This is a genomic window from Treponema sp. OMZ 790, assembly GCF_024181285.1.
Classification (GTDB): domain Bacteria; phylum Spirochaetota; class Spirochaetia; order Treponematales; family Treponemataceae; genus Treponema_B.
This window is the reverse complement of sequence record NZ_CP051201.1, coordinates 1,500,418-1,523,053: the sequence shown is the minus strand read 5'-3', so window position 1 is coordinate 1,523,053 and position 22,636 is coordinate 1,500,418. Positions and strand designations below refer to the sequence as shown.

Sequence of the window (22,636 nt, the reverse complement as noted above, 5' to 3'; positions counted from 1 at the left end):
TACGAAGTGCGAATGGCGAAGAGCGAAGTGGGGAGGAAAAATATGCGTATAAAATTATTTTTAATTATAGGAATTTCACTTGTTATTTTGGCAGGGTGTAAACAGTTTTTAGCCGATATCGAAAATGATCTTAAATATTGGGCTTCCTCAGTTGATACCTGGGAAAAACTGCAAAATGCCGTAAAAAATGCCGGAGACGGAGATACCGTCATGATACGAGGCGAGCTTAAAGCAATAAATAAAGCAGGCTGCTTCGGCGAAATCGTAATAGATAAAAACCTTACAATAGTAGGAGTGACCGGCAGGAATACCGATATACTAAATGCAAATCGAGATGAACTTGGAACAAATGCACACCGTATATTTAATGTCGAAAGAGGTAAAACTCTGTTTCTTAAAGGCCTGACTCTTAAAAACGGCAAAACAGAAGATACTAGAGGCGGTGGAGCGGTTTACTCAGAAGGTAATTTATTTATGGAAGATTGTATTATCGAAAATTGCGCTGTAGTACATGGCGGCGGCGGTATCTATATTGATGACGATGGAAGTCTTACTATTGAAAGCTGTATCATTCAGAATAACACCGCCGGCGGGAATGGAGGAGGTATTTTCTCATTTAAAGGAGAATTAACTATAAAAGGTGCTTCTGCTATCAAGAGAAATACTGCAGCGCATGGCGGCGGAATATATCTTCATGATGCTGAGTGTACTCTTGAATCCGGTATTATCGGCGGTTTAGGTGCAGAGGATAAAAATACTGCAAGTGATGATGGCGGCGGTGTCTATATTAGAGGAGATGGTAAATTAAATATGAAAGGCGGAAGCATAACCGGTAATGAGGCAAGAGTTAATGGCGGCGGGGTATATAGTGTCGGCGGCTGGATCAGTATGACCGGTAATGCCGTTATTACACCTTCATCAGGGAGCGATTTAAATAAACCGGGTAAAAATGATGTGTATTTACTGTCTAATCAAAAGATAAAAATTGAAGGAATCCTTACACAAAATGTTGCCGCCCGCATTACTCCGAATAATTATTTGCTGGGGGAAGCTGTGCTGACGGGAGCCTTATCTTCAGGCAGTCCTGAAAATTATAAGCGGTTTAGAGTAACGCCTCAAGGCTCCAAACAGTGGTCAGTGGACAGTAATGGTAAGCTGGCGAGCCCGTAATAACGGTTCCTTTTTGATAATTTAAATTTTTATATAAAATTATAAACTTTAACTTTTAACATAAAAAGTGCATGTTATCGTCAAAGTCCTTTCTTGTCTTTTCCCTTAAAGGGTATCCTTCTTTGGGATAGCCCAGGGCGATGACAAGGCGGATTCTTTTTCTTCGCTCTATGAGCTTTTGGATGCGTTTTTCGTCAAAGACGCCGAGGATGCAGGTTTCCAAATTTAAGACTGAGGCGGCATTTACAAGGTTGGCCGTTAAGATGCCTATATCTATGGCCTTAAAGTCAACCTTCTTTATCATTGAACCTATCTTTGCAGGAAGGCTGTAATTATCCTCTGCTATTATCAAAAAAGTATTGCACTCGTCAATAAACTTGTTAAATGAAACCATCTTAGCCTCTGCTATTATTTTGGCGTTTTCGCCTTGGGCAACGAAGACCTCGTAGGGCTGGGAATTACAGGCCGAGGGCGAAAGCCTTCCTGCTTCCAAAATAGAAACCAGGTCTTCCTTTGAGACAGGTTTGGAATAATCAAAGCTCCTGCAGCTTTGCCTCTTTTTCATAAGCTCAAAAAAATCGTCAAACTTCATCTTTTCCTCCATAAAAAAACTTTTTGCCAAGAAAATATCGAATTATTTTTCGGGCAGGCTGTCTAAGGGCCTTTCTTCTTCCGGGGCCTTTGAAATAAACCGGCCTTTCCCGTTATCTCTGTGCTGAACAATTATTCCCGCTTCGCTTTTTTCTCTGTCTTTAATCCCTCTCATTAAAAGCGGAAATATTTTTGCTTCCTTTTTGGGGCTGCGGTTAAAGATTAAGATTAAGGCTTCATCTTTAAAGGCGTCCATCATAAAAAAGTCTCCGTCCCCGTCTCCTGCTATTAAAACGGGAGCCTTGTTTTGGTGTTTGGGGGCAATCAGTTTTTTGATTGCTTCTGCCTTTCCCTCCCGCCTTGTTGCAGGGATAGAAGTGTCGTCCATAACCGTAAGCTTTTTATTCTCATCAAAAAGCCTTCTCTTTCCGAAAACGTTTTCAGCGTCAAGATTATACCCGTACTTTGGGTATGAAGCAAATACGCGGACATTGTCTTCTTGGGATGCCGAGCAAATATAGACTTCGATTCCGTTTTCCCTTAAGGCCGAAAAGAGGTTTTGCATTTCTTCCTGAATGCGCAATCCCTTTCTATAGCCGCCTTCTACTTCTCCTGACCTTCCTTTTAAAACCGATGAGGATCTTACGGTATAGGTTTTTATTTCGTCCTTTAAGCCTTGGTCTATTGCCGTCTCGGTGAGGCCTGAAAGTTCTTCTATCGTCATGCCTGTGCTTACCGATTGGCCGATGTCTACTCCGCAAAGCGAGGCCGCTCCGCGCATCAAAACCAGCATCTTCGCTTTAAAATCTATAAACTCTTCGGTTAAGGTAATTTCTGCAAGGCTCATTTTTCCGCCAAAGCCGGAATAATTTTTATATAAAAAATCGTATCTCTCGTTTAAATCGTCGGAAAGCTCCCCCGCAGTTAAGGTCCTGCCTTCAAGGTTTGCCGTATGCGGCAAAAGCTCATCTTGAGGAATTCCTGCCCTTATGGTTCGATTAAATTCGTGAGGGGTTAAATTAAACTTAAAATTTTCAATCTGGTACACAAAAAGGTTATCCTGCGTATCGTAAAAAATTGAGGTAAAATCCCAGTCGAAAACTGCATAGTTTCCGTTAAAGGCCTTTTCTCTTATCAATTTTTCAAGCCTCTTTTTATTTTGAGGCTCCCAATTTCCAGTCTTTAAAATTAAAGCATCATCTTTAAGCATGATCTTATTATGAATAAATCGTAAAATAAAGTCAATCGGAAGAGAAAAATTATTAAGGTAAAATTAAAAAAGTAAATTAGGGTAGACACACATTCCGTTTCACCCTTGTTTTTTGGTCTAATCCGTGCTATAATAATCCCCGAGGTTTTTATGAGCGATATTGAAAGTCAGATGTTAAAGAAGGGGCTTATAAAAGTTCCCATTGCTGAAAGTACGGAAAAAGAAAGTTCTTATAAAAAGGTTGCCAAATTTCTTTTTATAATCGGAGCGGAGCAGGCTGCCGATGTTTTACGGCAGCTTACCAAAGAACAAATAGACAAGGTTGTAGCCGAGCTTGTTACCGTTCAATCTATAGATAAAAAAGAAGCCTATGATATTTTAAACGAATTTAACTATATCTACAATAAAAACAAAAACCTTTTGGGCGGTGTCGATACGGCCAAAACTATTTTAACCGAAGCCTTCGGCGAGGCCAGGGCTGAAGAAATTCTTGAGACTGCCGTTCCTCACAAGATGCCTGTGCCTTTTGAATATCTTGAAGGTATGGATAAGGACCGCCTGAGCCGAATACTGCAAGGCGAGCTTCCGGCTACAAAGGCCATAGTTCTTTCGCAATTGGAGCCTAAGCAGGCCGCTGCCTATATAAGTTCCATCGAAGATGAAGACGAAAAAAAAGACATCATTTTGCGTCTTGCAAAGCTTAAAAAAATAGATGTAGAAGTTCTCAATCAGGTAAGCGAGGCCTTAAAGAAAAAACTTGCCGATGTAAATTTAAACCGCACAAGCTCAGTTGACGGGGTTTCCGTCTTGGCCGATATTTTGCGTAAACTGGATTATGAGACGGGTTCGAGTATCTTGGATTCCCTTGATCTTGAAGATGAAAGTTTGACCGAAACTATAAAGCGTAAACTCGTTACCCTCGATGATGTTATAAACATGTATCCTAAACACATTCAGTATCTTATTTCTCCCATGGCCGACAAAGAACTGGCTCTTTTAATTCATAATCAAAGTGAGGAATTCAGAAAAGTAATTTTAGCAAATATGTCTAAGAGCCGAGCTTCTTTGGTGCTCGATGAAGAGCAGTACATGGGGCCTGTTCTTAAACGCGACTTGAACAGTGCCGTCGACCTCTTCTTAGCCCGAGTTAAAAATGAAGCAGAGCGGGGCAGGGTTGCCATATTAAAAGACGAAGAAGATAAGTTTGTGTATTAAGCTGAAATACTGTTCTCAACAAAATTATATGCTTGTTGATTATATAATTTTATGCTATAATTTATGTATGAAAAAAAGAACTACTGCTTATTTAAGTAATGAAGATTCCTATACAATATTTTCTTTTGGTGATGAAAGGCTGAAATTTATAGCGCCATACTCATTGGAAAGATATGGAGAAGTTCTTACTTGGGATAAGGGATATCTTGTTGTTTCAGCTAAATATGCTCATAATTCTGAATTTGAAGAAGAATATATAGATTTAATTCCGATATTGAAAAATTTGTATATTGATACCGAAAAATTTTTATCATCAATCCAAAAAGTGGAGGTAAAGTATGCCTGATCTACATAAGATTGCTGACGAAGCTGATGTAATTGCTAATGGCTTTGCTTTTAAAAAGATCCCTGAAGGAATAAGAGTTTTTAATTTGAATAAAGGTTATGGTGCCGCATTATTTAAACAAGACGGGACATTAATTGAAACTAATATGGATGATATTGAAATAGTTGTTTCAAAAAAATATTTAGAAAGTTGTTTAAAATATATGGAAGATTGATATGCCTAAATATTTTTCTTTTAAAGTCGCAGGATATTATTTATACTTTACTTCTAAGTGTATTATTGAAGCTTTTCATGTTCACGCAAGTGATTCAAAATTGACAGAGGAAAGTTCAGCTAAATTTTTTGTAAAAAGTGATGGTGATACAGTAATTCAGAATAGAGGAGTTATCAGCGATAAAGAATTAAGAAAAATACAAGTCTTTATCAAAGAGCGGTATATTGAAATGTATGAAAAATGGTGTGAATATAGTCATGAGAGTTTTTATAAGGGAAAGTAAGTGTTTATAATATTCAAATCTCATGCCCCGATTGAATAAAATAAAAATTTATGTAAAATACTATACGGAGAAAATTATGATAACCGGAAAACGTTTTAAATTTATTCTATTAACTTTTATTTTTACTTCAGGCCTTTTTTTTACGGAGGCCGGCTTTCTTTTTGCACAAGATAAACCTGACGCTCTAAAGCTTTATAGGCAGGGCCGCAGTCTTGATTCTATAGGGAGACGGGATGATGCCAGGACTGCTTATTTATCTGCTATCGAAATTTGCCGTAACGAATTAAAGGTAAATTCTAAAAACATGGATTCTTATGCCGTATATACGTGGTGTCTTTTTCGATTGGGAAGATACAAGGACACTGAATTAATATGTAATGATGCTCTAAAAGTAGGAAAGGATGCCAGAATTATTGAAACTTTGGCAGAGGCTCAGTTTTTCCTTGGAAACTATAAGGACTCTTTGCGGAACATGGAAATGTATATCGAAATGGCTCCCAACGGAGAGCGTATAAGCGTTGCCCATTTTTTTGTCGGCGAAATTTACCGAAATACCAAAAAGTATCACAAGGCCGATATAGCTTATTCTATTTCGGTTCACTTGGAGCCTTCTAATGCACTTTGGTGGTACAGGCTTGGAATCGTCCGTGAAGCTGCAGGAGAAAAAGCCGGAGCCCTTGCTGCCTATCAAACTGCTGTAAAGCTCCGTCCTAATTTTAAGGAAGCAGCCGAAGCCCTCAAACGGGTAAAAATTTAAATGCCTCAGCCTCTAATAGATTCTTTACAAAGCTTTATCCGCTCATGGAAGGATATGAAAAATGCCTTTGATGAGATAGATGAAAATTCTTACCCTTATAATATTACGGGAATTTCTGGAGGACTTTTCGGTTTTTTTTTAACGGAGTATTTGTACAAAACCCGTAAGCCCGTCCTCGTGGTAGTGCCTACCGAAAAGGAAGCTGAGGCCGTAAGGGCCGACTTGGATTTTTCCGGAATAGAAAATTTTGTTTTGTCTTGGTGGGGCTCTCTTGCCTATAGGCCGATTTCGCCGACGGCTCCCGTTTTTTCGGAAAGAGCCGAAGTGCTGATCCGTTTGTTGGAATCCGGGAATGAATCTTATACAAAAAATAAGCCTCCCGTTTTTATTAGCTGTCAGCGCTCTTTTTTAACTCCGGTTCCTCCGGCCGATTATTTAAAACAAAACAAGGTAGAAATCTCTGCCGGTTCAAGTTTGGATATTTTAAGCGTTGCGGAACTTTTAACCCTTTGGGGGTATACAAGGGTTCCTCGTGTAAGCGTGAGGGGGGAGTTTGCCCTGCGCGGTGAAGTCTTGGATATCTGCCTTGCTTCCAATTCGGGCTCCGAAAAAACAGCCTACCGAATTCAATTTGATTTTGACAAGGTAGAAAAAATAAAGAGCTTTGATATAGCAAGTCAAGGTTCTTTAGAAGAACATAAAAAGATTAACCTTTATCCCGTAAAAGAAGTTATCTGGAATGACGAGCGCATCGATTGCTTGGAAAAAAATTTAAAAACCTATTCGGAGTTCTCCGAAAACATTTTAAAGATTGTCGATGCCTTAAAAGAATATAAAACCTTTGAGGGAGAAGAAATTTTTTATCCGCTTGCATTTGAAAAAAGCTTTTCAGTTTTGGAATACGCGGAACTAAATGAGATTCCTGTTTTTTATGCCGATTATGACAGACAAAAAAATTCTTCCGAAGTTTTACTTAGAGAATACATGGGGCTTTATAAAAAAACAAAAACTCAATTTGACGAAAACGAAAAACGAAAGGCCCTGATTTCCGAATATCCCGAACCTCAACGCATCTTACTTCAATTTGAAAGCAATGTACAAAAATATAATAAGTCGATTTATTTTAGAACTCTAGCCGAACAAGAAGATAAAACAAAAACTCTTAAATTTAAAACCGATCCGCCCCGCAGTTTTTTTGGGAACATAGTTTATTTGCGGGAAGAATTAAATAATCTTTTAAACGATAATTGGTCTATCTTTGTATTTGCCGAAAGCGATAACCAAGCTCTCCGTATCGAAGAAATTTTGCACGAAGATCGGATAGAGATTTTGCCCTATAACCTTTCAGGCGGCTTCGGGATTCCCGACTTAAAAATTTTGGTAATTCACGAAAACGAAATTTTCGGCCGCCGCCGAAGAATTCCAAAATCGGTAAAGACTGCAAAGAGTTCCGTTATCGATACCTTCATCGAATTAAATCCGGGAGATTATGTTGTTCATGCAAATTACGGCATAGGAAAATTCCGCGGTATCGAGCGTGTTAAAATTTTAGACACTGAAAGAGATTATATAAATCTTTTATATGCAAACGATGAAACCGTTTTTATTCCGATTGAGCAGGCCGACCTTGTTCAGCGTTATATAGGAAACGAAGGGGAAGCTCCTCACCTCGATATCCTCGGTTCTAAGTCTTGGGAGAACAGAAAAAACAAGGTAAAAAAATCGGTTGAAGATATAGCGGCAAAACTCATCGACCTTTATTCCAAAAGAAAGGCTAGCACAGGTTTTGCTTTTCAAAAAGACGATGAATGGCAGACGGCCTTTGAGGCTGCCTTTCCTTATGAAGAAACCGATGACCAGCTTACCTGCATAGCCGAAGTAAAAGAGGATATGGAAAAGCCTGTTCCTATGGATAGGCTTATCTGCGGCGATGTAGGTTACGGTAAAACCGAGGTTGCAATGCGTGCGGCTTTTAAAGCCGTTATGAGCGGAAAGCAGGTTGCCTTTTTGTCTCCTACAACTATTTTGACGGAACAGCATTTTGAAACTTTAGATAAGAGGTTTAAAAACTTTCCCGTAAAGCTGGCCCGTCTTTCCCGTTTTGTTCCAAAGGGAGAACAAAAAAAAGTTTTGGAAAAATTAAAAAAGGGCGAAGTTGATATTTTGATCGGAACTCACCGCATAATTCAAAAAGATGTTGTATTTAAGGATTTAGGTTTGATGATTGTCGATGAGGAACAGCGCTTCGGTGTTAAGGATAAGGAAAGATTAAAACAGATGAAGCATAATGTGGATTGTCTTTCTCTTTCTGCAACTCCCATTCCGCGCACCCTTCACATGTCGCTTTTAAAAATACGAGACATGAGCGTAATTGCAACTCCTCCTCAAAACAGAAAGCCTGTCGAAACAGTTATCGCCGAGTTCAATGCAGAAAAAGTTGCCGAGGTTATAAGACGTGAGTCTTCCCGGGGCGGGCAGGTTTTTTATCTTCATAATAGGGTTGAAAGTTTGGATGAAACTCTTTTTATGCTTCAATCCCTTTTGCCCGAAATTATGATTGAAACAGCCCACGGTCAAATGTCTCCAAACCAACTGGAAGAAATTTTTGAACGGTTTAGTATGGGCGGCTTTCAGGTTTTAATTGCAACCACCATAATCGAAAACGGTATCGACATTCCGAATGCCAACACCATCATCATAGATAGAGCCGACATGTACGGCGTTTCCCAGCTTTATCAGTTGAGGGGGAGGGTAGGCCGCTCCGATAAAAAAGCCTACGCCTATCTTTTATATCCTGACGATAAGGCCCTTTCCGAAATTGCGATGAAGCGGCTTCAAGTTATTTCAGACTTTACCGAGCTCGGTTCCGGTTTTAAAATTGCGATGAAGGATATGGAAATAAGAGGAGCCGGAAATCTTTTGGGCAGGGAACAATCTGGCGATATTTATTCCGTCGGCTTCGATTTATATTTGCGCCTTTTGGATGAGGCTGTTCAAAAACTTCAAAACCAAGATTATGAGCCCGTTCAAGAATCCGTTATCGAGCTTGAGTACTCGGGCTTTATCCCCGATTCCTATATTTCAAGTCCCGAAACCAAAATGGAAGTTTATAAAAAAATTGCAGCCGTTAAGGTTCAAGGAGACCTCGACAGAGTCTACTCCGAAATTCTTGACCGTTTCGGTCCCGCACCTTCCGAAGTGGAAAGTCTTTTGGCTCTTTCCGAAATAAAAATTATCTGTAATCATCTTTCAATTGCAAGCCTAAAAGAAAGAAGGGCCGCCGTCCGCATAGAGTTTGCACGCGTATCAAAAATCTCGGTAGATAAACTTTTGCGCATGATAAAAGAATCTGCAGGGCGTGTAAGCCTCGACCCCAAATCTCCGAATGTCCTCATCCTCCAAACCGGCAAGATAGGCCTAAAAGAAAAAAGCGAATTCATCCGCGAAAAACTCGGCAGCTTGATGTAGGAATTTATTCTTGTAAAATTAACATAAATATGATACTATAAGTTATGGTGGAGAAAATTTGGACATCTTTTAAAAAAATTATTTATTCCCAAAATTTGATAAAAAAATCAAGATATTTGGCTTTTACTTTTTGCTTTATTATGTTAAACATCATTTTATTGATGTACTTTAAAATTCTTCCAAGCGATAGGATGATATTTATATCAAATATACTTATTTTTTTTGTATTTTTGATTTTAATATTTAAACCAAAATACAGCCTTTTATGGTCATTGATTGGCTGTATCGCTTTTTTTGTTAATATATTTGCAGGCGGAAATATACTTGGATTACTGTTTTATTGTGTAAGTATATTGATTTTATTGCAATGCAATTTCTTTAAAAATTATGTCATTTTAAAATTTATTTTTATTTTTACTTTTTTTATTTTTGCCTTTATTTGTCAATATATAAATTTTGGAATAGAGTTACTAAAAGTAAGCCTTTTTAATATTGCCATAGTCTTAATACTCATAGCCGCAGGTTTAGTTTTTTTTGCTCATGATTTAAAAAAATATTACACTAAAAAAGAGATTTTTAATATTTCACAACTGGATTTAACAGTCCGGCAGAATAAGTGTTTTATTTTAGCCTCCATGCAATTATCCTTTAAGGAAATTGGCGAACAACTTTGTGTTTCAGAATCCGTTATAAAAAAGGAAATGACTAGAATATATCAGGTGCTTAATATAAACAACTATGCCGAATTCCTTATTTTTGTCGAAAAGTATGAAATAATTGGTTAAAATATAGGATATTTATCGGAACTTAAGTTCTTTTTTATGGAACTTAGGTTCTTTGTTGTTTTTTGAATTGACGGATAAAAAAAATCTTACATACTGTTTTTAGTATGGAGGTTTTTATATGAAAAAGAGATTTTTTTACTTTTTTCTTTTGATTGTTGGTCTAATCGTGGCATGTAGAAATGAGGTGAATAATCCCGGCAAACACACTTTGTTTGATGAGAATCCTGTAACTATCAGATGGAATTCTAAAAAAGGTTCATCGATTGATAGTTTTCAGGCAAATGTGCAGGTTCATAGTATGAATAACCGTACAGATACACATCCAAAACTTCAGGAAACTTACCTCTTATCAATTAAAACGATTGGGGAAAGAATTCTTACACGGATTGATTTTCCGGCAGAGGAAAAATATGATATCGCTGCTAGATCAATAATTACCGATGGAAAAGAAGCGATAGTTTTTGATCCGAATACGGAGGTTATTGAAAAAAGGTTAATGCTAGCTGATGAAATTGATTCAAGTCTGCAGTTTTTACAGCCCGAAACTGCTTTAAGCAGGATAAATTTAAAATTTATCCGTTCTGAAGCTTCCCGTTTAGCATTGGATATGCAAGAAGATACTGAAACAGGTTTATTTGTTTTAAATTTACCTCCTGCTCTTTTATCGAAAAATAATTATGAAAAGCTGATATCATCCCGTATTTGTTTCGATATGAATAGCGAAATTCTTCAAGAAGTGGAAAATGTATATATTCAGGAGGATGGAACTAAAATAACAAGCAAGACAAATATTGTATACGAAGAAAAAGACGGTGTTCCGGTAAAAGTAGGAAGTTTTACCGAAATAGATGTTCAAAATCCTAATAAAATAGAAGTAGTCTCAGACTGTACCGTTATTTATGATAGTGCGGATGATGTACCTGAAATTAGTGCCGAAAAACTTGCTGAATTGCAGCAAAACGGAGAGGTAATTGAGAAAAAAGACATGATTTTTGGTGATCCGGGAGATTTAAGCTATAAAGAAACGGTTATAGAATTATATGAAGATATAAAAATAAATGAGGCAGATGACTCATTATTTAAACTCTTATTGTAAAATTAATGTGGGGAGAAATAAAATGAAAAAAATAATAATAGCTTTGTTTTTTAGCTTTTGTATTTTAGCTGCTTTTTCGCAAGAGAGTGAGTCAAAATCAAAGGCAAGCGAATTTAACAATCTTGACAGCAGTATAAAAACATACAAATTTGAGGGTTTTCAATTTTTGAACTATAAGCCTTCTTCGGATGGGCTCCAAGATATTATCAATGATGAATACGGCTTTATCAAAGAAAATAGCAATAATGAAAAATTTGCAATTGCAGGTCACAGTCAAGGTGGTTTGCGGGTTCTGGGATTTGCAGGCTATCTTAAAGATAATGATACCGAGATGTTTAATCGATTGAATGCGGTTATTACCATATCAGGGGTAGACCGAGGTTTAAAAGCCCTTGAAGGCAGTCTGCCTACCGTAAACGCTAAAATACGGCGAGATATTGAGATCATTCATGGGGGCTGCATAGGTGTTGTAGCGGCAATACCGATTGCTGATCTTATTCTTAATTTAGGAGAAGTTTTTGGATTCTTAACTGAAGGAAAAATACTTGATAAAATTTGGAATTTTGTTAATGATAAATTCTTACCGAATGACGGTATTATGGCTTGGCTTAAACCCTGCTTAAAGGCTGTTTCACCGGCAGCATCAGATGAAATATTAAGCGGTATGGGTGAAATTCGCGACATGATTCCGCAAAGTAACTTTATAAGGAAATATGTTTTAGAAAGTAATCCTTATACATATAAGGTTCAAACAGGAACTGAAAGGCACCTTAGATGGACTAGAGTAACAAACCGTTGGGGCTGGCAATATTGGGCACTGCGTTGGCATTATACTCCTGTTTACAGCTGGTATACAGCATATAATCATATTTCAAAAATTCCTAATGAGATTCCTGTAGGCTATATTGTAGGACTAAAAAACAACACTCTTGATATGCTGCCCGCCTCTGCAAATATTCGGGAAAAAATTGATGCTTTCGGTCATGGTATGGATGTTGTCAGAAAAATCCATATTGCAAAATGCTGCTTTATTTGGGGATTATTTAGCGGAAGCCCCAGATATGCCCACCAGTGTGCGGCTGCCCGAGACTACTGCCGCAATATCGACAGTAATATAAATAAACTCCTAGGGTCTGATGAACATGACTGTCTGGTGGCAAAAGAAAGTCAATTTATACCTAAAACTATCCATCCAAAATCTATCGATATTGAAGGAAAACCCTATGTTACCTTTGATTATAACCATGCTGAAATTTTTTATAAAGATTCAGGAAATCCTCCTGATAAGGTTAAAAGAATGATAGAAGAAATGATTAGAGAAGGTTCTAGACAAAGATAGTAAGAAATTTATAGCGGGTTTATTTTAAACCCGCAAATCCTTTAAGGAGGAACACTTATGAAAAAACTGTCTATAGTGTGTGTATTGATGTTTATTACGGTAATTTTTACCTCCTGCGATTTATTATTCGGCGGTAAAAGAAAGCCCATAGAAGAAAACAATGAACCTGTATATAAGCCCGATTATGCATGGCAATTACAGCTGGACGGTAAACAGCTTAGTTCTCAGGCTTATACCGAGGGTAAATATTTTTATTTATTGGAATTTATTGCCGAAGTAAATAATGTAGGGAAAAGAATACAAGAAAAGATAAGACTTGTTAAGATAGATATGGAAAGCGGTACTTATGTGTGGAAGTCTTCAAAGGTATTTCAGGACTCATCTTTAAATTTTTCTTTTTCTAATATTGTAAAGATAGGTGACAGATTATATTATATGTCGCCCTACGGTGTAGTTTATTGCCATTCGGATTTAACCGGCGATCTTGAAGCTGCTGTACGCATAGGAATGACCGAAAAAGAAGCTATTTTTAATAGATTTAGCAATGATATCGTTACTGACGGTATAGATATTTATTGGGGAAGTCGAGGTAATAGCGATCCTATACCTACTCCATTTTTTAAATTGGATACTTCAAAAATAGATTATAATATTGATGAGATTCAAACTATTCTTCCGGAATCAATATATGTAAGAGAAATTTATAAGGAATGTACTTATTTCACTGCTCCAATAATCGATAGAGGTTTTTTATATTTTATTACGTCAAATTTTGATTATACTAATGGAAAATGTATTCTTGTCGCAATAGATTTAAGTACAAAGAATATTTTGTGGGAAACTATGATTGAAAGAACTTATGGGTTAGTTCGCCATTCTCTTTATATTAATGAAGACAGTTTGTATGTTTTAGATTACTCCCTTTTAAAAGTAAACAAAAATACGGGAGAGATAATTTTTAGGTATGATGAAGAAGAAGGACCTATTTTTACAAAACCCTTAATAAGTCCTTCAAAATATACATGCGGTATTCAGTATCATGAAGGGAAATTTTATTATACTACTGTTGCATCAAGGGATGCACATTTGCAGATAAACATAGCAAAAGAGCATGTGTATTCTCTTGTCTGTGTAAATGCGGAAGATTTTAGACTTGAGTGGGGTTTTCATCCTGTTGGAGGAACAAGCAGTACTTTTCCTATTATTGCAAATGACAGGGCATATATTGTAACCCATTTAGACGGATTGCGTGTTTTTGACATAAAAACCGGACAACTTATAGGTGTAGATAAAACAGTCTTGGGCTGGGGCGATGAAGTAACTTTTTTATATAAAAATTACTATATCTTTTTTAATACCGACTTTGATACAAATAGGGCTAAACTTTGTGCAATAAGAGTTTAAAAAATAGGAGGAACAATTATGAAAAAACTGATATTAATTTTTGTGTTAATTATATTCGGATGTAAGCAAATTCAAGAAAAATCCAATGAAATGGGTATAAGAGTTTTAATTGAATCAGATAAATCCGATGAAAGTACGGTAAAAGTTTTTTTGGAAGATAAAACCGGCAATGCCGTAACTGCTGCCCGTGTTATTTGTATCGATAAATATAATCGCGCAGAGCTTTTGGAATTTGATTCTTCAAAATATTACTATTGGAAAAAAACTTATCTTCCTGCTTCCGGAAATGTGATAATATATGTTAAGACAAATGCTGCAGCTCAAGAAAAAAAATTAACCATTCCGCATGAAAAAATATTAGAATCGGCTCAATTAATTGTTTTTCAAGATAGTTCAGGTAAGTCTATTTTAAAAGGTGAATCTGTTTCAAATACCGATGATATACAAATTGCTTGGAAGTCATGCGGCAAAAATTGTATTTATACGGTAGAAGTAAAAAATACCTTTGATACTGTTTATAGCTATGCGACTAATGCTTGTAATATTATAATTCCTGCTAATACACTTAAAAAAAATAATAATTATCGATTGGTTGTAACTGCTCAAAAATATTTTGGAGATCCTTTACTTGAAAAATATAACTATTATTCTGTTTCATCAATACAGACAGGAGGTATTAATTTTGCTGCGGAATAAACTTTTATTTTTTCTTTTTTGTATTTTATTTATTTCATGTAAAAATAAATACAGTACAGATGATTTTATCTTTCATATTATCTCTCCGATAGAAAACAATGTATATTATGATGATTTACCTATTGTATTGTCTATTAATAAGGAGATTGACTTCGTTTATTGGACATCGTCGATTAATGGCGACTTAGGTACCGGCAGCCAAATTTCGGTAAATCTCTTATCCGGAAAGCATACAATAAAAGCAGCAGCTATGGGATATGAAAAAATAATTTCCATAACCGTATTAGAACGCTTTAATAAAGACTTGATGAAGTCAAAATTCCGCATTCTTCAAACACCATTTGATTGTATATTTAAAAATCAAAAATATAAAGCCTATATTGCTTCATTAAACGGTAGTGCTGATAATTTTTTTATCAAAAAAAGAAACTTACATCATTCGAATCATCAAAATCAAAATTTAGAAGATAATGATGACCTAAAATTATTTCGATGTCCGGATAATGTTAATTTAACATCTTTTGTGCCGAATATTTCGATTTTTCAATATTTACAAAATATAATTGAAGATAAAAGTGAAAAAAAATTTTATATTGTTAATACTAAAAATCAGATTGAGGAACCTCATTATATTTCCTTTAAAAAATATTATAGTTCCGGCAATATTGATGTTTGGATTCCAAAAGATACTTTAAATAATACAAGTTTTTTTGATTTGTGCATTAATGAAGTTGAAGATGTTATTTTGAATCGAATTTTTACAATTTTTGGAAAAGCTGCCGATATCGATAAAAACGGCAAGATAACCATTATTTTTAGCAAAACCATAAATGATGAAAAAAAAGCTTTAGGTTTTTTCAATTCTGCTGATTTCTTTAAGAATAATAAAGATAAAGATTCTGTTTTATATAATCCGTCAAGCAACGAGGCGGATATTATATATGCAGCAATACCTTCAGGAAATTCTTCCGATAATTATTATTATAAAGCAATAGCCGCAACAATAGGACATGAACTTACTCATGCTGTCAGTTTTACGGCAAAAACATATTCACGTATAATCGAAGGAAATTTAGAAGCAGCTAGGATGGATATTTTTCTTGATGAAGGATTAAGCCATTTATCTGAAAATTTAATCGGATACGGGTTTAGCGGAGGAAATATAAAATTTTTTAATAAATTCTTAAAAGATACGGTTGCTTATTCTTTTTGTAAAAATAGTGCTGCCGGTTTAAGCGATTCTGCCGGGCAACGAGGAGCAATGACTCTTTTTTTATCATGGTGTTTTTGGAAAAAAGGCGGCATGGATTGGGATGTTGATAATAAGGTTAACCTAATTGATAAGGGCGGTATAAGTTTTTTAAAAGAATTAATTAACTCTGAATATACAGGGTGGGAAGCAATCGGATATGCTTTTGGTACACCGACAGACATACTTTTTTTAGAAATGTTGGATTCTATTATGCAAAACTGTAGTAACAAAGGTTCTGTTTCTTATAAAAAAGATCCTTTGACTAATGAAGCTGTAGAATTTTTACCCTGTATGGGTGAAATTGATTATAACGGCTTCAAAATTATTATATCCGAACCTGAACCGAAAATAAAAGAGGGGGATGTAATAAAGCATTTTTTACCCTATAGTTTTGCTTTTTTAGATAACAGTTTACTTGAAACCGAAAACATATATAATGTCCTTACATTTTATAGTGAAAATTTAGAAGATTCTATTTTGTTTTCTTTGGTAAGATAAAAATCAAATGTTCCTTCACTCTTGACCGATTAAATTTTATATGTCATAATACATATAATTCGTATCGGGTTTGCAGTAAATATACTGTAAATTATTGGCGGTAAACTTATGCTGAAACTTAAAAATATTAGTAAAACATATAAAACTCAAGAAAGAAGATTCGGACTTTTAGGTATCGTAAAAGATATGTTTAAGGCCGATTATTCTGAGGTTAAGGCTTTAACGGATATTTCTTTTAAGATTGAAAATAATGAAAATGTTGCGATAGTCGGCAAAAACGGTTCAGGGAAATCTACCTTGATAAAAATTATTTCGGGTATTTTGCGGCCTACGAGCGGAGAAGTTTTATTTAATCAAAAAAATATCTATGAAAATCAAAAAGAATACAAACGGAATATAGGTGTTATCTTCGGTCAAAGAAGTCAGCTCTACCAAAATATGATTTTTAGAGAATCTTTAGAGCTTTTTAGGCTTATTTATAAAATCGAAAAAGATGAAGCAAATAAAAGGCTCGACAGTCTTATCGATTTGTTTAAGCTTGAAAACCTTTTAAAAAAGCCCATTAGAGAAATGTCTTTAGGACAAAAAATGAAGTGTGAAATTGCTTTGGTTTTATTTCATAATCCTAAAATCCTTCTTTTAGATGAACCGACAATAGGTTTGGATCTTGAAGTAAAAGAGCAATTTTATAATCTGATAAAAACTTATAAACAATATAATGATATTATTTTAATTTTAATTTCTCATAATTCCGATGATATAATCAATCTGTCTGAAAGATTATTGGTTTTAAACAACGGAAAATTACAAGAAGATATAAGAACTCATGAATTTATAGAAAATTATGATAAGTCTAAAATTGTTACACTTTTATATAAAAAGAATATTGATTTAACCGAAAAACTACAAAACAATTTTAATATAAGAGAAAAAGATTTTCAAAAAAACAGTATTTCATTTGAAGTTGATAAACAGGTTACAATGGAAGAAATTTTTAATTCTTTAGATGATAAAGAAAATATTTATGATATAAAAATTGAAAATGAAGATTTTTCTAAAATTTTATTAAACTATTACAGGGCTTACAAGGATAAAAAACCGGAATGAAATATTTACTTGGAATTATTTCTTTAAATATTAAACAGCACTTGTATTTTAAAATATCGGCCATTTTTTCTATATTTTCCTTGTTGTTTTTATTTTTAATAAAATCTTCAATTTGGTCGCAAATAGGAAATACGGATTATATTTCTTATTTTGCAATTATAACTATAGTCGGTTCTTTTATCGGTGTAAATACCGATAGATATTTTCAAACTATCTATCAAACCGGTTCTATTTCTTTTCTTTTATTAAGACCTATTAATTTCGGTCTTAATATCTTTTTAAAAGATTTTGCGGCAGCTACTGCAAGGTTTATATTAAAATCTCTGCCTTTGCTTATAGTTTTAATTTTATTTTTTGACGTGAACATCTATTACGGTGCCCTAAATTTAAGTTTATTTATTTTTTCAGCTTTTTGTGCATATTTATTTAATTGGTTTACGGCTTATATTGTCGGTTTGTGCGTTTTCTTTTACGGTAATAATGAGGGGTTTATTCAAATTAAAAATATTTTATTTTTATTTTTTTCAGGTTCCTTGATTCCTTTTGATTTTTTTCCTAAAACTTTACAAAAAATCTTAAATTATCTACCGTTTCGAGTGCTGTATCAAATTCCTATTGAGGTTTTAAACAGCACTAATTTAAAATCATTTAGTTTAATATCAAGGCAATTATATTGGATATTTTTACTTTTGGTGTTTACCTGTATTTTTCATAGAAGGGCAATAAAAAAAATAGAGATAATGGGCGGCTAGATGAATTATTGTTATAAACTTTTGGTCTTAAAAATAAAAGAACAGCTTTCTTTTAAAAACGATTCTGTTTTATGGTTAGTTGTTAGGGTCTTAAATTCTATAATGGGAATATTGGTTCTTGTTTTTATTTTCAATAAAACTCTTGAAATAAAAGGGTTTAACAGAGAAGAATGTTTGCTGATTTATTCTTTATATACAATTTCAGTTGATGTGTTTTATTGTTTTTTTGCTTGGACTCTTTGGTATTCAAATACTTATATACTGCAAGGTAAATTAAGTTTGGTATTAACTCTTCCGGTTAATCCTTTTTTGTACATCACTTTTGATAACTTTGCCTTATCTGAAGTTTTTGGAATTGTTACAGGTTTATCAATTTTTATATATTCGGCTTATACTTTAAATTTAGGCATAATAACCATCTTATCCTTATTCTTATTTTTAATTGCAGGAACTTTCGGTATTATCGGCATATTTTTGATAGTCTCATCTTTTTCTATAAAATATCCTAAAATAGAAGAAGCTTTTTCGCCCCTAATGGATATGCTCGATTTTGCTCAATACCCCATATCTATTTATAATGCGTTTATCAAGTTTATTTTAACATACATATTTCCTGTCTCAATGATAGCATTTTATCCTGCGGCTTTTAGCTTGCATAAATATTCATTTAATATTAAATTTATTCTTTTACCGATGTATTCCATAATTATATTTATAATCGGTTATCTATTCTTTATGAAAAGCATAAAAAAATATGAAGGCACAGGGAGTTAAGAAGAAATTAAAATTTATATTCCGGGCCGATTCCGAGATTATCTATATCCAAGCCGGATTTTTGTTCAAAGTATTTTTTTAGTTCGATATGTTTGTTCCATTTATCTTGGGGATAATAGCCGTGGCGTTTTTTGACGTCGCTCATCCTTTCTTCTATTTTTGCGGAGCCTTGAGGCAGGGCGATGCTGTCGCATAGCTGGATGAGTCTGTCGTAATCATCATATTCGTATTCGTCGATAAGCTTTTTTATTTTTTTATAAGCTTCCGGGCCGACATCATTTTTGCCTATGTAGGTTTCTATATCTTTTATGGAAAAGGAATGAGTTATACATACTCGGGCGGCTTCATCATAGCCTAATTTCATAAGATATTCATAGCCGTCTATCACATGGGCTAGGGCGGTTACGCCCTCTTGCCGTCCTATATCGTGGAGAAGTCCCAAGATATAAGCCTTGACGGGATCCAAGTCCTTACAGGCTGAAGCGATTTTTTGTGCGCACTTGCCTGCAACGATGGAGTGTTCCCGCCAAGGTCCGGGATTTTTTAAACAAGCCTCTTCAAGTAATCTTTCTGCTTCTTCTTTAGAAGGTAACATTTTTTATCGTTTTACTTTCCTGAAATAGTAATTCCCGTAGAATGCATCCACGGAACTATTGCATTTCCATAGTCTACTTTTTCTTTTGAAACCGAAATTATATCGCTGAACATTTTTACGATGTTTCCGGCTATCATCGTTTCGGAAAGAGGTTTTGTAATTTCGCCGTTTTCGATAAGGTAGGAGTTTTTTGCAACACCGGAAAAGTCTCCGTTTGCGGCAGGGCTTCCGCCTGAAAAACGGCCGAGTAAAATTCCCTTTTTGACTTTCTTAATCATATCGGCCTTTGCCGTATTTCCGCCTTCTATTATTAAACCCTCTCCTCCCGAGACGCAGCGGGGAAGTCCGGTTTTTTTGGAGCCGTAAAGCCCTAAAACAAAGTCTTTTAAAACTCCTTTTTCGATGAGGGTTTCGTTTTCGGCCTTAAAGCCGTCTTGCGTGTAAAGGCTTTCAAGTTCGGTACCCGGCTTTCGCGGAAATGAATGGAGGGTAAATAAATCCGATAATACTTTTTGGTTTAATTTATCCTTCCAAATAGACGTGCCGGTAATGAGAGGCATGTCGCTCATAAAAAGCCCTAACATCATTTCAACGAAGCCCATAAAGCTGGGCGGTGTTATTACTATGTCTCCTTCAAAAGAACCTGAAAGAGGATTGGTCACTGTTTGTCCGCAGTTTTCCCTCATAATCTCATCGAGGTTTCCCCAGTCCTTTAAAGGCTTATTCAAGTTAAGGTGAGCGGCTCCGCTATAGTTAAAGCTGCTTGTTCCCTTTGCATTTTTTGCAAAGAACATTGCAGAAAAATTATATATGCCTGAGCTTTGAGTAAAACGCACACCGTTTGAGTTTGCAAAGTTTTGTTCTCTTCTTGTAAAATCCAAAACGCATTGGTTTAATTGTAAATTAGGATAGGCCGATTTTGTATAATCCAAAAACTCTTTCAGCCTCTCATACATTTTTTCGTTATTGGGCTGCGTATCTCCGTAAGAAAGAGTTTCTCCCTTTTGCATAGGAGAAATATCGTTTCCATCATCCTTTTCGGAAGAGCGTGAAAGGGAAACTGCCTTTGCAGCGTTTTCTTTTAAAGCCTTTTCGCTTAAGTCGTTCCCTGCGATATAGCCCTTTTTGCTTTCTACAAGAGAGGTCATCGAAACGGAAATATCCGTAGTACTCCTGTAAAGGCTTAAACGGCCTGCATCAATATTCATTTCGCTTTTTACGCTTTTTGAAACCCTTGTTGCTGCCTTATCGGCACCTTCTTTTTTAAGGGCGTCCAAGATAAATTCCGCATGTTTTATTCCGTCAAATCCGTTCATTATTCACGTCCTCCTACTCCGATTTTACACTTGATTGCAGGCCCGCCCATTCCTACATTGATGAGCTGCTTTTTTCCGCACATGCCGGCATTGCTCCAACTCATATCGTCACTTACCATAGTTACGGTTTTCAGCATATCGAAGGCAACTCCCGCTATTGTGCAGTCCTTTACTGCTTTGCCGATTTTTCCGTTTTTGATTTCATAACCGAGTACTACGCCGAACATAAATTCGCTTGTAGAATCGGCTTGTCCGTTTGAAGAGCGTACAAAATAGTAGCCGTCTTCAATGCTCGCTATCATGTCCTCCAGTTTGTCCTTTCCGGGGAGAATGGCTGTATTTCTCATGCGGACTAAAGGCTCATCGGAGAACTCGTTTGCTCTGGCATTGCCTGTCGGATCTACTTTGAAGATTGCTGCCGACTGTTTGTTATGCATGTAGGAGCGCAAAATTCCGTCTTTGATGATTACCGCATCTTTTGCGGCAACTCCCTCATCATCTATCCAAATCGGAACAGGGCAGAGATTGCCGTTGTACTCATAGGCAAAGTCTACAAGGGTAACAAGAGGCGTTGCTACTTCTTTATTCATAAAATCAGCTGCAACAGAGCCCGACATTACAAAGTCGGATTCCGTTGTGTGGCCGATGGCTTCATGAGCGAGAATGCCTGCAAGGTCAGGCCCCAGCACTACATCGTGAAAACCGGGGAGGGCATAGACTCCTTCCGCTTTTTGTTTTAGGTTTTCGACAATTTTATCTATCTTTGAATAATAAAGAGAAGGTTTATCGAAAAGGTCTTTAAACTGGCCGTAACCTCCGAAAACTTCATAAAGCCCCACAGGCTGCCCTTCCGAGATTAACTTCAATTGAATAAATAAGTTTGCTCTTGAAATATAGGTGTGAGCATCGGCCTTATCGGAAGTAATAAGGTATCTTTCGGTGCCGTTTGCGCCGAGGCTGAAAGTTCTTGATTGCAGCTCAGGATATTTTTTTACCGTATAATTTTCAAGATCTTTTATAAATTCGATAACTTCTTTTTGGTCTGCATCTTTGGCAGAATCATATTTGCCGTACTTTCCTTGTCCGGTAAAAGCCGGAAGTTTTTTTTGATTTGTTCCTGCTTTTTTGGCTAAAAAGGTGACGTTTTCGTTTGCCGATTTTATGGATGAGGCAATTGCTTCATCCGTTTGTTCAGGTGATGAGGCAAAGCCCCATACTCCGTCTTTAAAAGAGCGGGCACAAACTCCGGCTTTTTTGCTTTGAACATTGTTTACAAGATCGCCGTTTACTGCCGTTACCGCCATAGCCGTGTTTTCTTGAATTCTAAGTTCCGTGTATTCCGAAAAAAGCCGTTCATGCCGTTTTAAATCATCATATTGCATGTTTTTCCTCCATAAAAAGTAAAAAATTTTATTCTTCTTCAAATTTATTGTTAAAAATAGTTTCAATGGCTTCGCAGGCTTCGTTTTCATCGGGGCCGTCACAGGTTAAAGTGAGTTCCGTGCCGTAAGCTGCTGCCATTGTAATAATTCCTATTACCGACTTAGCATTGATTTTTGCATCTTCCCTGCATAAAAAAATCTCCGAAGAAAAGTTGTTCGATTTTTGTGCAATGAGTGCTGCCGGGCGGGCGTGTATTCCTGCCCGATTTTGAACCTTAATGGTTTTTGAAATCATAATCATTCCTTTTACCGGAAGTCTCTAAAAACATCAGTTTTTAGAGACTTTCCTTAGATTTATTTGCGATGTTTTTCATAAGTCTTCTGAA

At 35.8% G+C, this 22,636-nt stretch carries 22 protein-coding genes; 16 read left to right on the top strand and 6 right to left on the bottom strand.

Features of this window, described 5'->3' with window-relative positions:
• Positions 1-42: 42 nt before the first annotated feature.
• Complete coding sequence (locus E4O01_RS07400; RefSeq protein WP_253691331.1) at positions 43-1,170, top strand: right-handed parallel beta-helix repeat-containing protein; 1,128 nt, start codon at positions 43-45, stop codon at positions 1,168-1,170.
• A 55-nt stretch (positions 1,171-1,225) separates the two neighbouring features.
• Here E4O01_RS07400 and E4O01_RS07395 read toward each other — a convergent pair whose 3' ends face one another.
• Both E4O01_RS07395 and E4O01_RS07390 read right to left on the bottom strand, forming a co-directional pair.
• On the bottom strand, positions 1,226-1,762 hold the full coding sequence (locus tag E4O01_RS07395) for a nitroreductase family protein (protein ID WP_253691329.1): 537 nt from the start codon (positions 1,760-1,762) through the stop codon (positions 1,226-1,228).
• A gap of 42 nt (positions 1,763-1,804) precedes the next feature.
• The gene (locus tag E4O01_RS07390) at positions 1,805-2,971 is read right to left on the bottom strand and encodes a haloacid dehalogenase-like hydrolase (protein WP_253691328.1); all 1,167 of its coding nucleotides are present in this window, start codon (positions 2,969-2,971) and stop codon (positions 1,805-1,807) included.
• Between the two features lie 150 nt (positions 2,972-3,121).
• On the opposite strand from E4O01_RS07390, the gene E4O01_RS07385 reads away from it, so the two are divergent.
• From E4O01_RS07385 to E4O01_RS07315, 15 genes are all read left to right on the top strand, one after another.
• Positions 3,122-4,186: a flagellar motor switch protein FliG gene (locus E4O01_RS07385; protein WP_253691326.1), complete on the top strand. Its 1,065-nt coding sequence runs from the start codon at positions 3,122-3,124 to the stop codon at positions 4,184-4,186.
• A gap of 67 nt (positions 4,187-4,253) precedes the next feature.
• The gene (locus E4O01_RS07380; protein WP_253691325.1) at positions 4,254-4,532 is read left to right on the top strand and encodes a DUF7724 family protein; all 279 of its coding nucleotides are present in this window, start codon (positions 4,254-4,256) and stop codon (positions 4,530-4,532) included.
• Positions 4,525-4,746, top strand: a complete 222-nt coding sequence (locus E4O01_RS07375) for a DUF7723 family protein (RefSeq protein WP_253691324.1) — start codon at positions 4,525-4,527, stop codon at positions 4,744-4,746. The genes E4O01_RS07380 and E4O01_RS07375 overlap by 8 nt, the downstream gene beginning before the upstream one ends.
• A 1-nt stretch (position 4,747) precedes the next feature.
• Positions 4,748-5,029 (top strand): DUF4160 domain-containing protein, encoded by a 282-nt coding sequence (locus E4O01_RS07370; RefSeq protein ID WP_253691323.1) that lies wholly within the window; start codon positions 4,748-4,750, stop codon positions 5,027-5,029.
• Between the two features lie 76 nt (positions 5,030-5,105).
• A complete protein-coding gene (locus E4O01_RS07365) occupies positions 5,106-5,786 on the top strand; it encodes a tetratricopeptide repeat protein (RefSeq protein ID WP_253691321.1) in 681 nt (226 codons plus the stop codon).
• On the top strand, positions 5,787-9,254 hold the full coding sequence (mfd, locus tag E4O01_RS07360) for a transcription-repair coupling factor (RefSeq protein ID WP_253695143.1): 3,468 nt from the start codon (positions 5,787-5,789) through the stop codon (positions 9,252-9,254).
• A gap of 191 nt (positions 9,255-9,445) precedes the next feature.
• A complete protein-coding gene (locus tag E4O01_RS07355; RefSeq protein WP_253695141.1) occupies positions 9,446-10,039 on the top strand; it encodes a helix-turn-helix transcriptional regulator in 594 nt (197 codons plus the stop codon).
• Between the two features lie 118 nt (positions 10,040-10,157).
• Positions 10,158-11,135, top strand: coding sequence for a hypothetical protein (locus E4O01_RS07350; protein ID WP_253695139.1), 978 nt, complete (start codon positions 10,158-10,160; stop codon positions 11,133-11,135).
• Positions 11,136-11,157: 22 nt separating this feature from the next.
• Positions 11,158-12,474, top strand: a complete 1,317-nt coding sequence (locus E4O01_RS07345; protein ID WP_253695136.1) for a hypothetical protein — start codon at positions 11,158-11,160, stop codon at positions 12,472-12,474.
• 57 nt (positions 12,475-12,531) lie between these two features.
• Positions 12,532-13,878, top strand: coding sequence for a PQQ-binding-like beta-propeller repeat protein (locus E4O01_RS07340; protein ID WP_253695134.1), 1,347 nt, complete (start codon positions 12,532-12,534; stop codon positions 13,876-13,878).
• 18 nt (positions 13,879-13,896) lie between these two features.
• Positions 13,897-14,574 (top strand): hypothetical protein, encoded by a 678-nt coding sequence (locus E4O01_RS07335; protein WP_253695131.1) that lies wholly within the window; start codon positions 13,897-13,899, stop codon positions 14,572-14,574.
• A complete protein-coding gene (locus E4O01_RS07330; RefSeq protein ID WP_253695129.1) occupies positions 14,561-16,324 on the top strand; it encodes a hypothetical protein in 1,764 nt (587 codons plus the stop codon). The genes E4O01_RS07335 and E4O01_RS07330 overlap by 14 nt, the downstream gene beginning before the upstream one ends.
• A 108-nt stretch (positions 16,325-16,432) precedes the next feature.
• A complete protein-coding gene (locus E4O01_RS07325; protein ID WP_253695127.1) occupies positions 16,433-17,431 on the top strand; it encodes an ABC transporter ATP-binding protein in 999 nt (332 codons plus the stop codon).
• The gene (locus tag E4O01_RS07320; RefSeq protein WP_253695126.1) at positions 17,428-18,183 is read left to right on the top strand and encodes an ABC transporter permease; all 756 of its coding nucleotides are present in this window, start codon (positions 17,428-17,430) and stop codon (positions 18,181-18,183) included. The genes E4O01_RS07325 and E4O01_RS07320 overlap by 4 nt, the downstream gene beginning before the upstream one ends.
• Positions 18,184-18,957 carry an ABC transporter permease gene (locus E4O01_RS07315; protein WP_253695124.1) on the top strand — a complete coding sequence of 258 codons (774 nt, stop codon included), beginning with the start codon at positions 18,184-18,186 and terminating at the stop codon, positions 18,955-18,957.
• Positions 18,958-18,964: 7 nt separating this feature from the next.
• Here the strand turns inward: E4O01_RS07315 and E4O01_RS07310 are convergent, their stop codons facing one another.
• Genes E4O01_RS07310 through E4O01_RS07295 form a run of 4 tightly spaced genes read right to left on the bottom strand, consistent with a single transcriptional unit; the run spans position 18,965 to position 22,545 of the window.
• Entirely contained in the window at positions 18,965-19,552 is a 588-nt protein-coding gene (locus E4O01_RS07310; protein WP_253695121.1) for an HDOD domain-containing protein, read from the bottom strand.
• Positions 19,553-19,563: 11 nt separating this feature from the next.
• Positions 19,564-20,868 carry a TldD/PmbA family protein gene (locus E4O01_RS07305; RefSeq protein ID WP_253695120.1) on the bottom strand — a complete coding sequence of 435 codons (1,305 nt, stop codon included), beginning with the start codon at positions 20,866-20,868 and terminating at the stop codon, positions 19,564-19,566.
• A complete protein-coding gene (locus E4O01_RS07300; protein ID WP_253695119.1) occupies positions 20,868-22,250 on the bottom strand; it encodes a TldD/PmbA family protein in 1,383 nt (460 codons plus the stop codon). The genes E4O01_RS07305 and E4O01_RS07300 overlap by 1 nt, the downstream gene beginning before the upstream one ends.
• A 28-nt stretch (positions 22,251-22,278) precedes the next feature.
• On the bottom strand, positions 22,279-22,545 hold the full coding sequence (locus E4O01_RS07295) for an HPr family phosphocarrier protein (RefSeq protein WP_253695118.1): 267 nt from the start codon (positions 22,543-22,545) through the stop codon (positions 22,279-22,281).
• Positions 22,546-22,636: the final 91 nt, after the last annotated feature.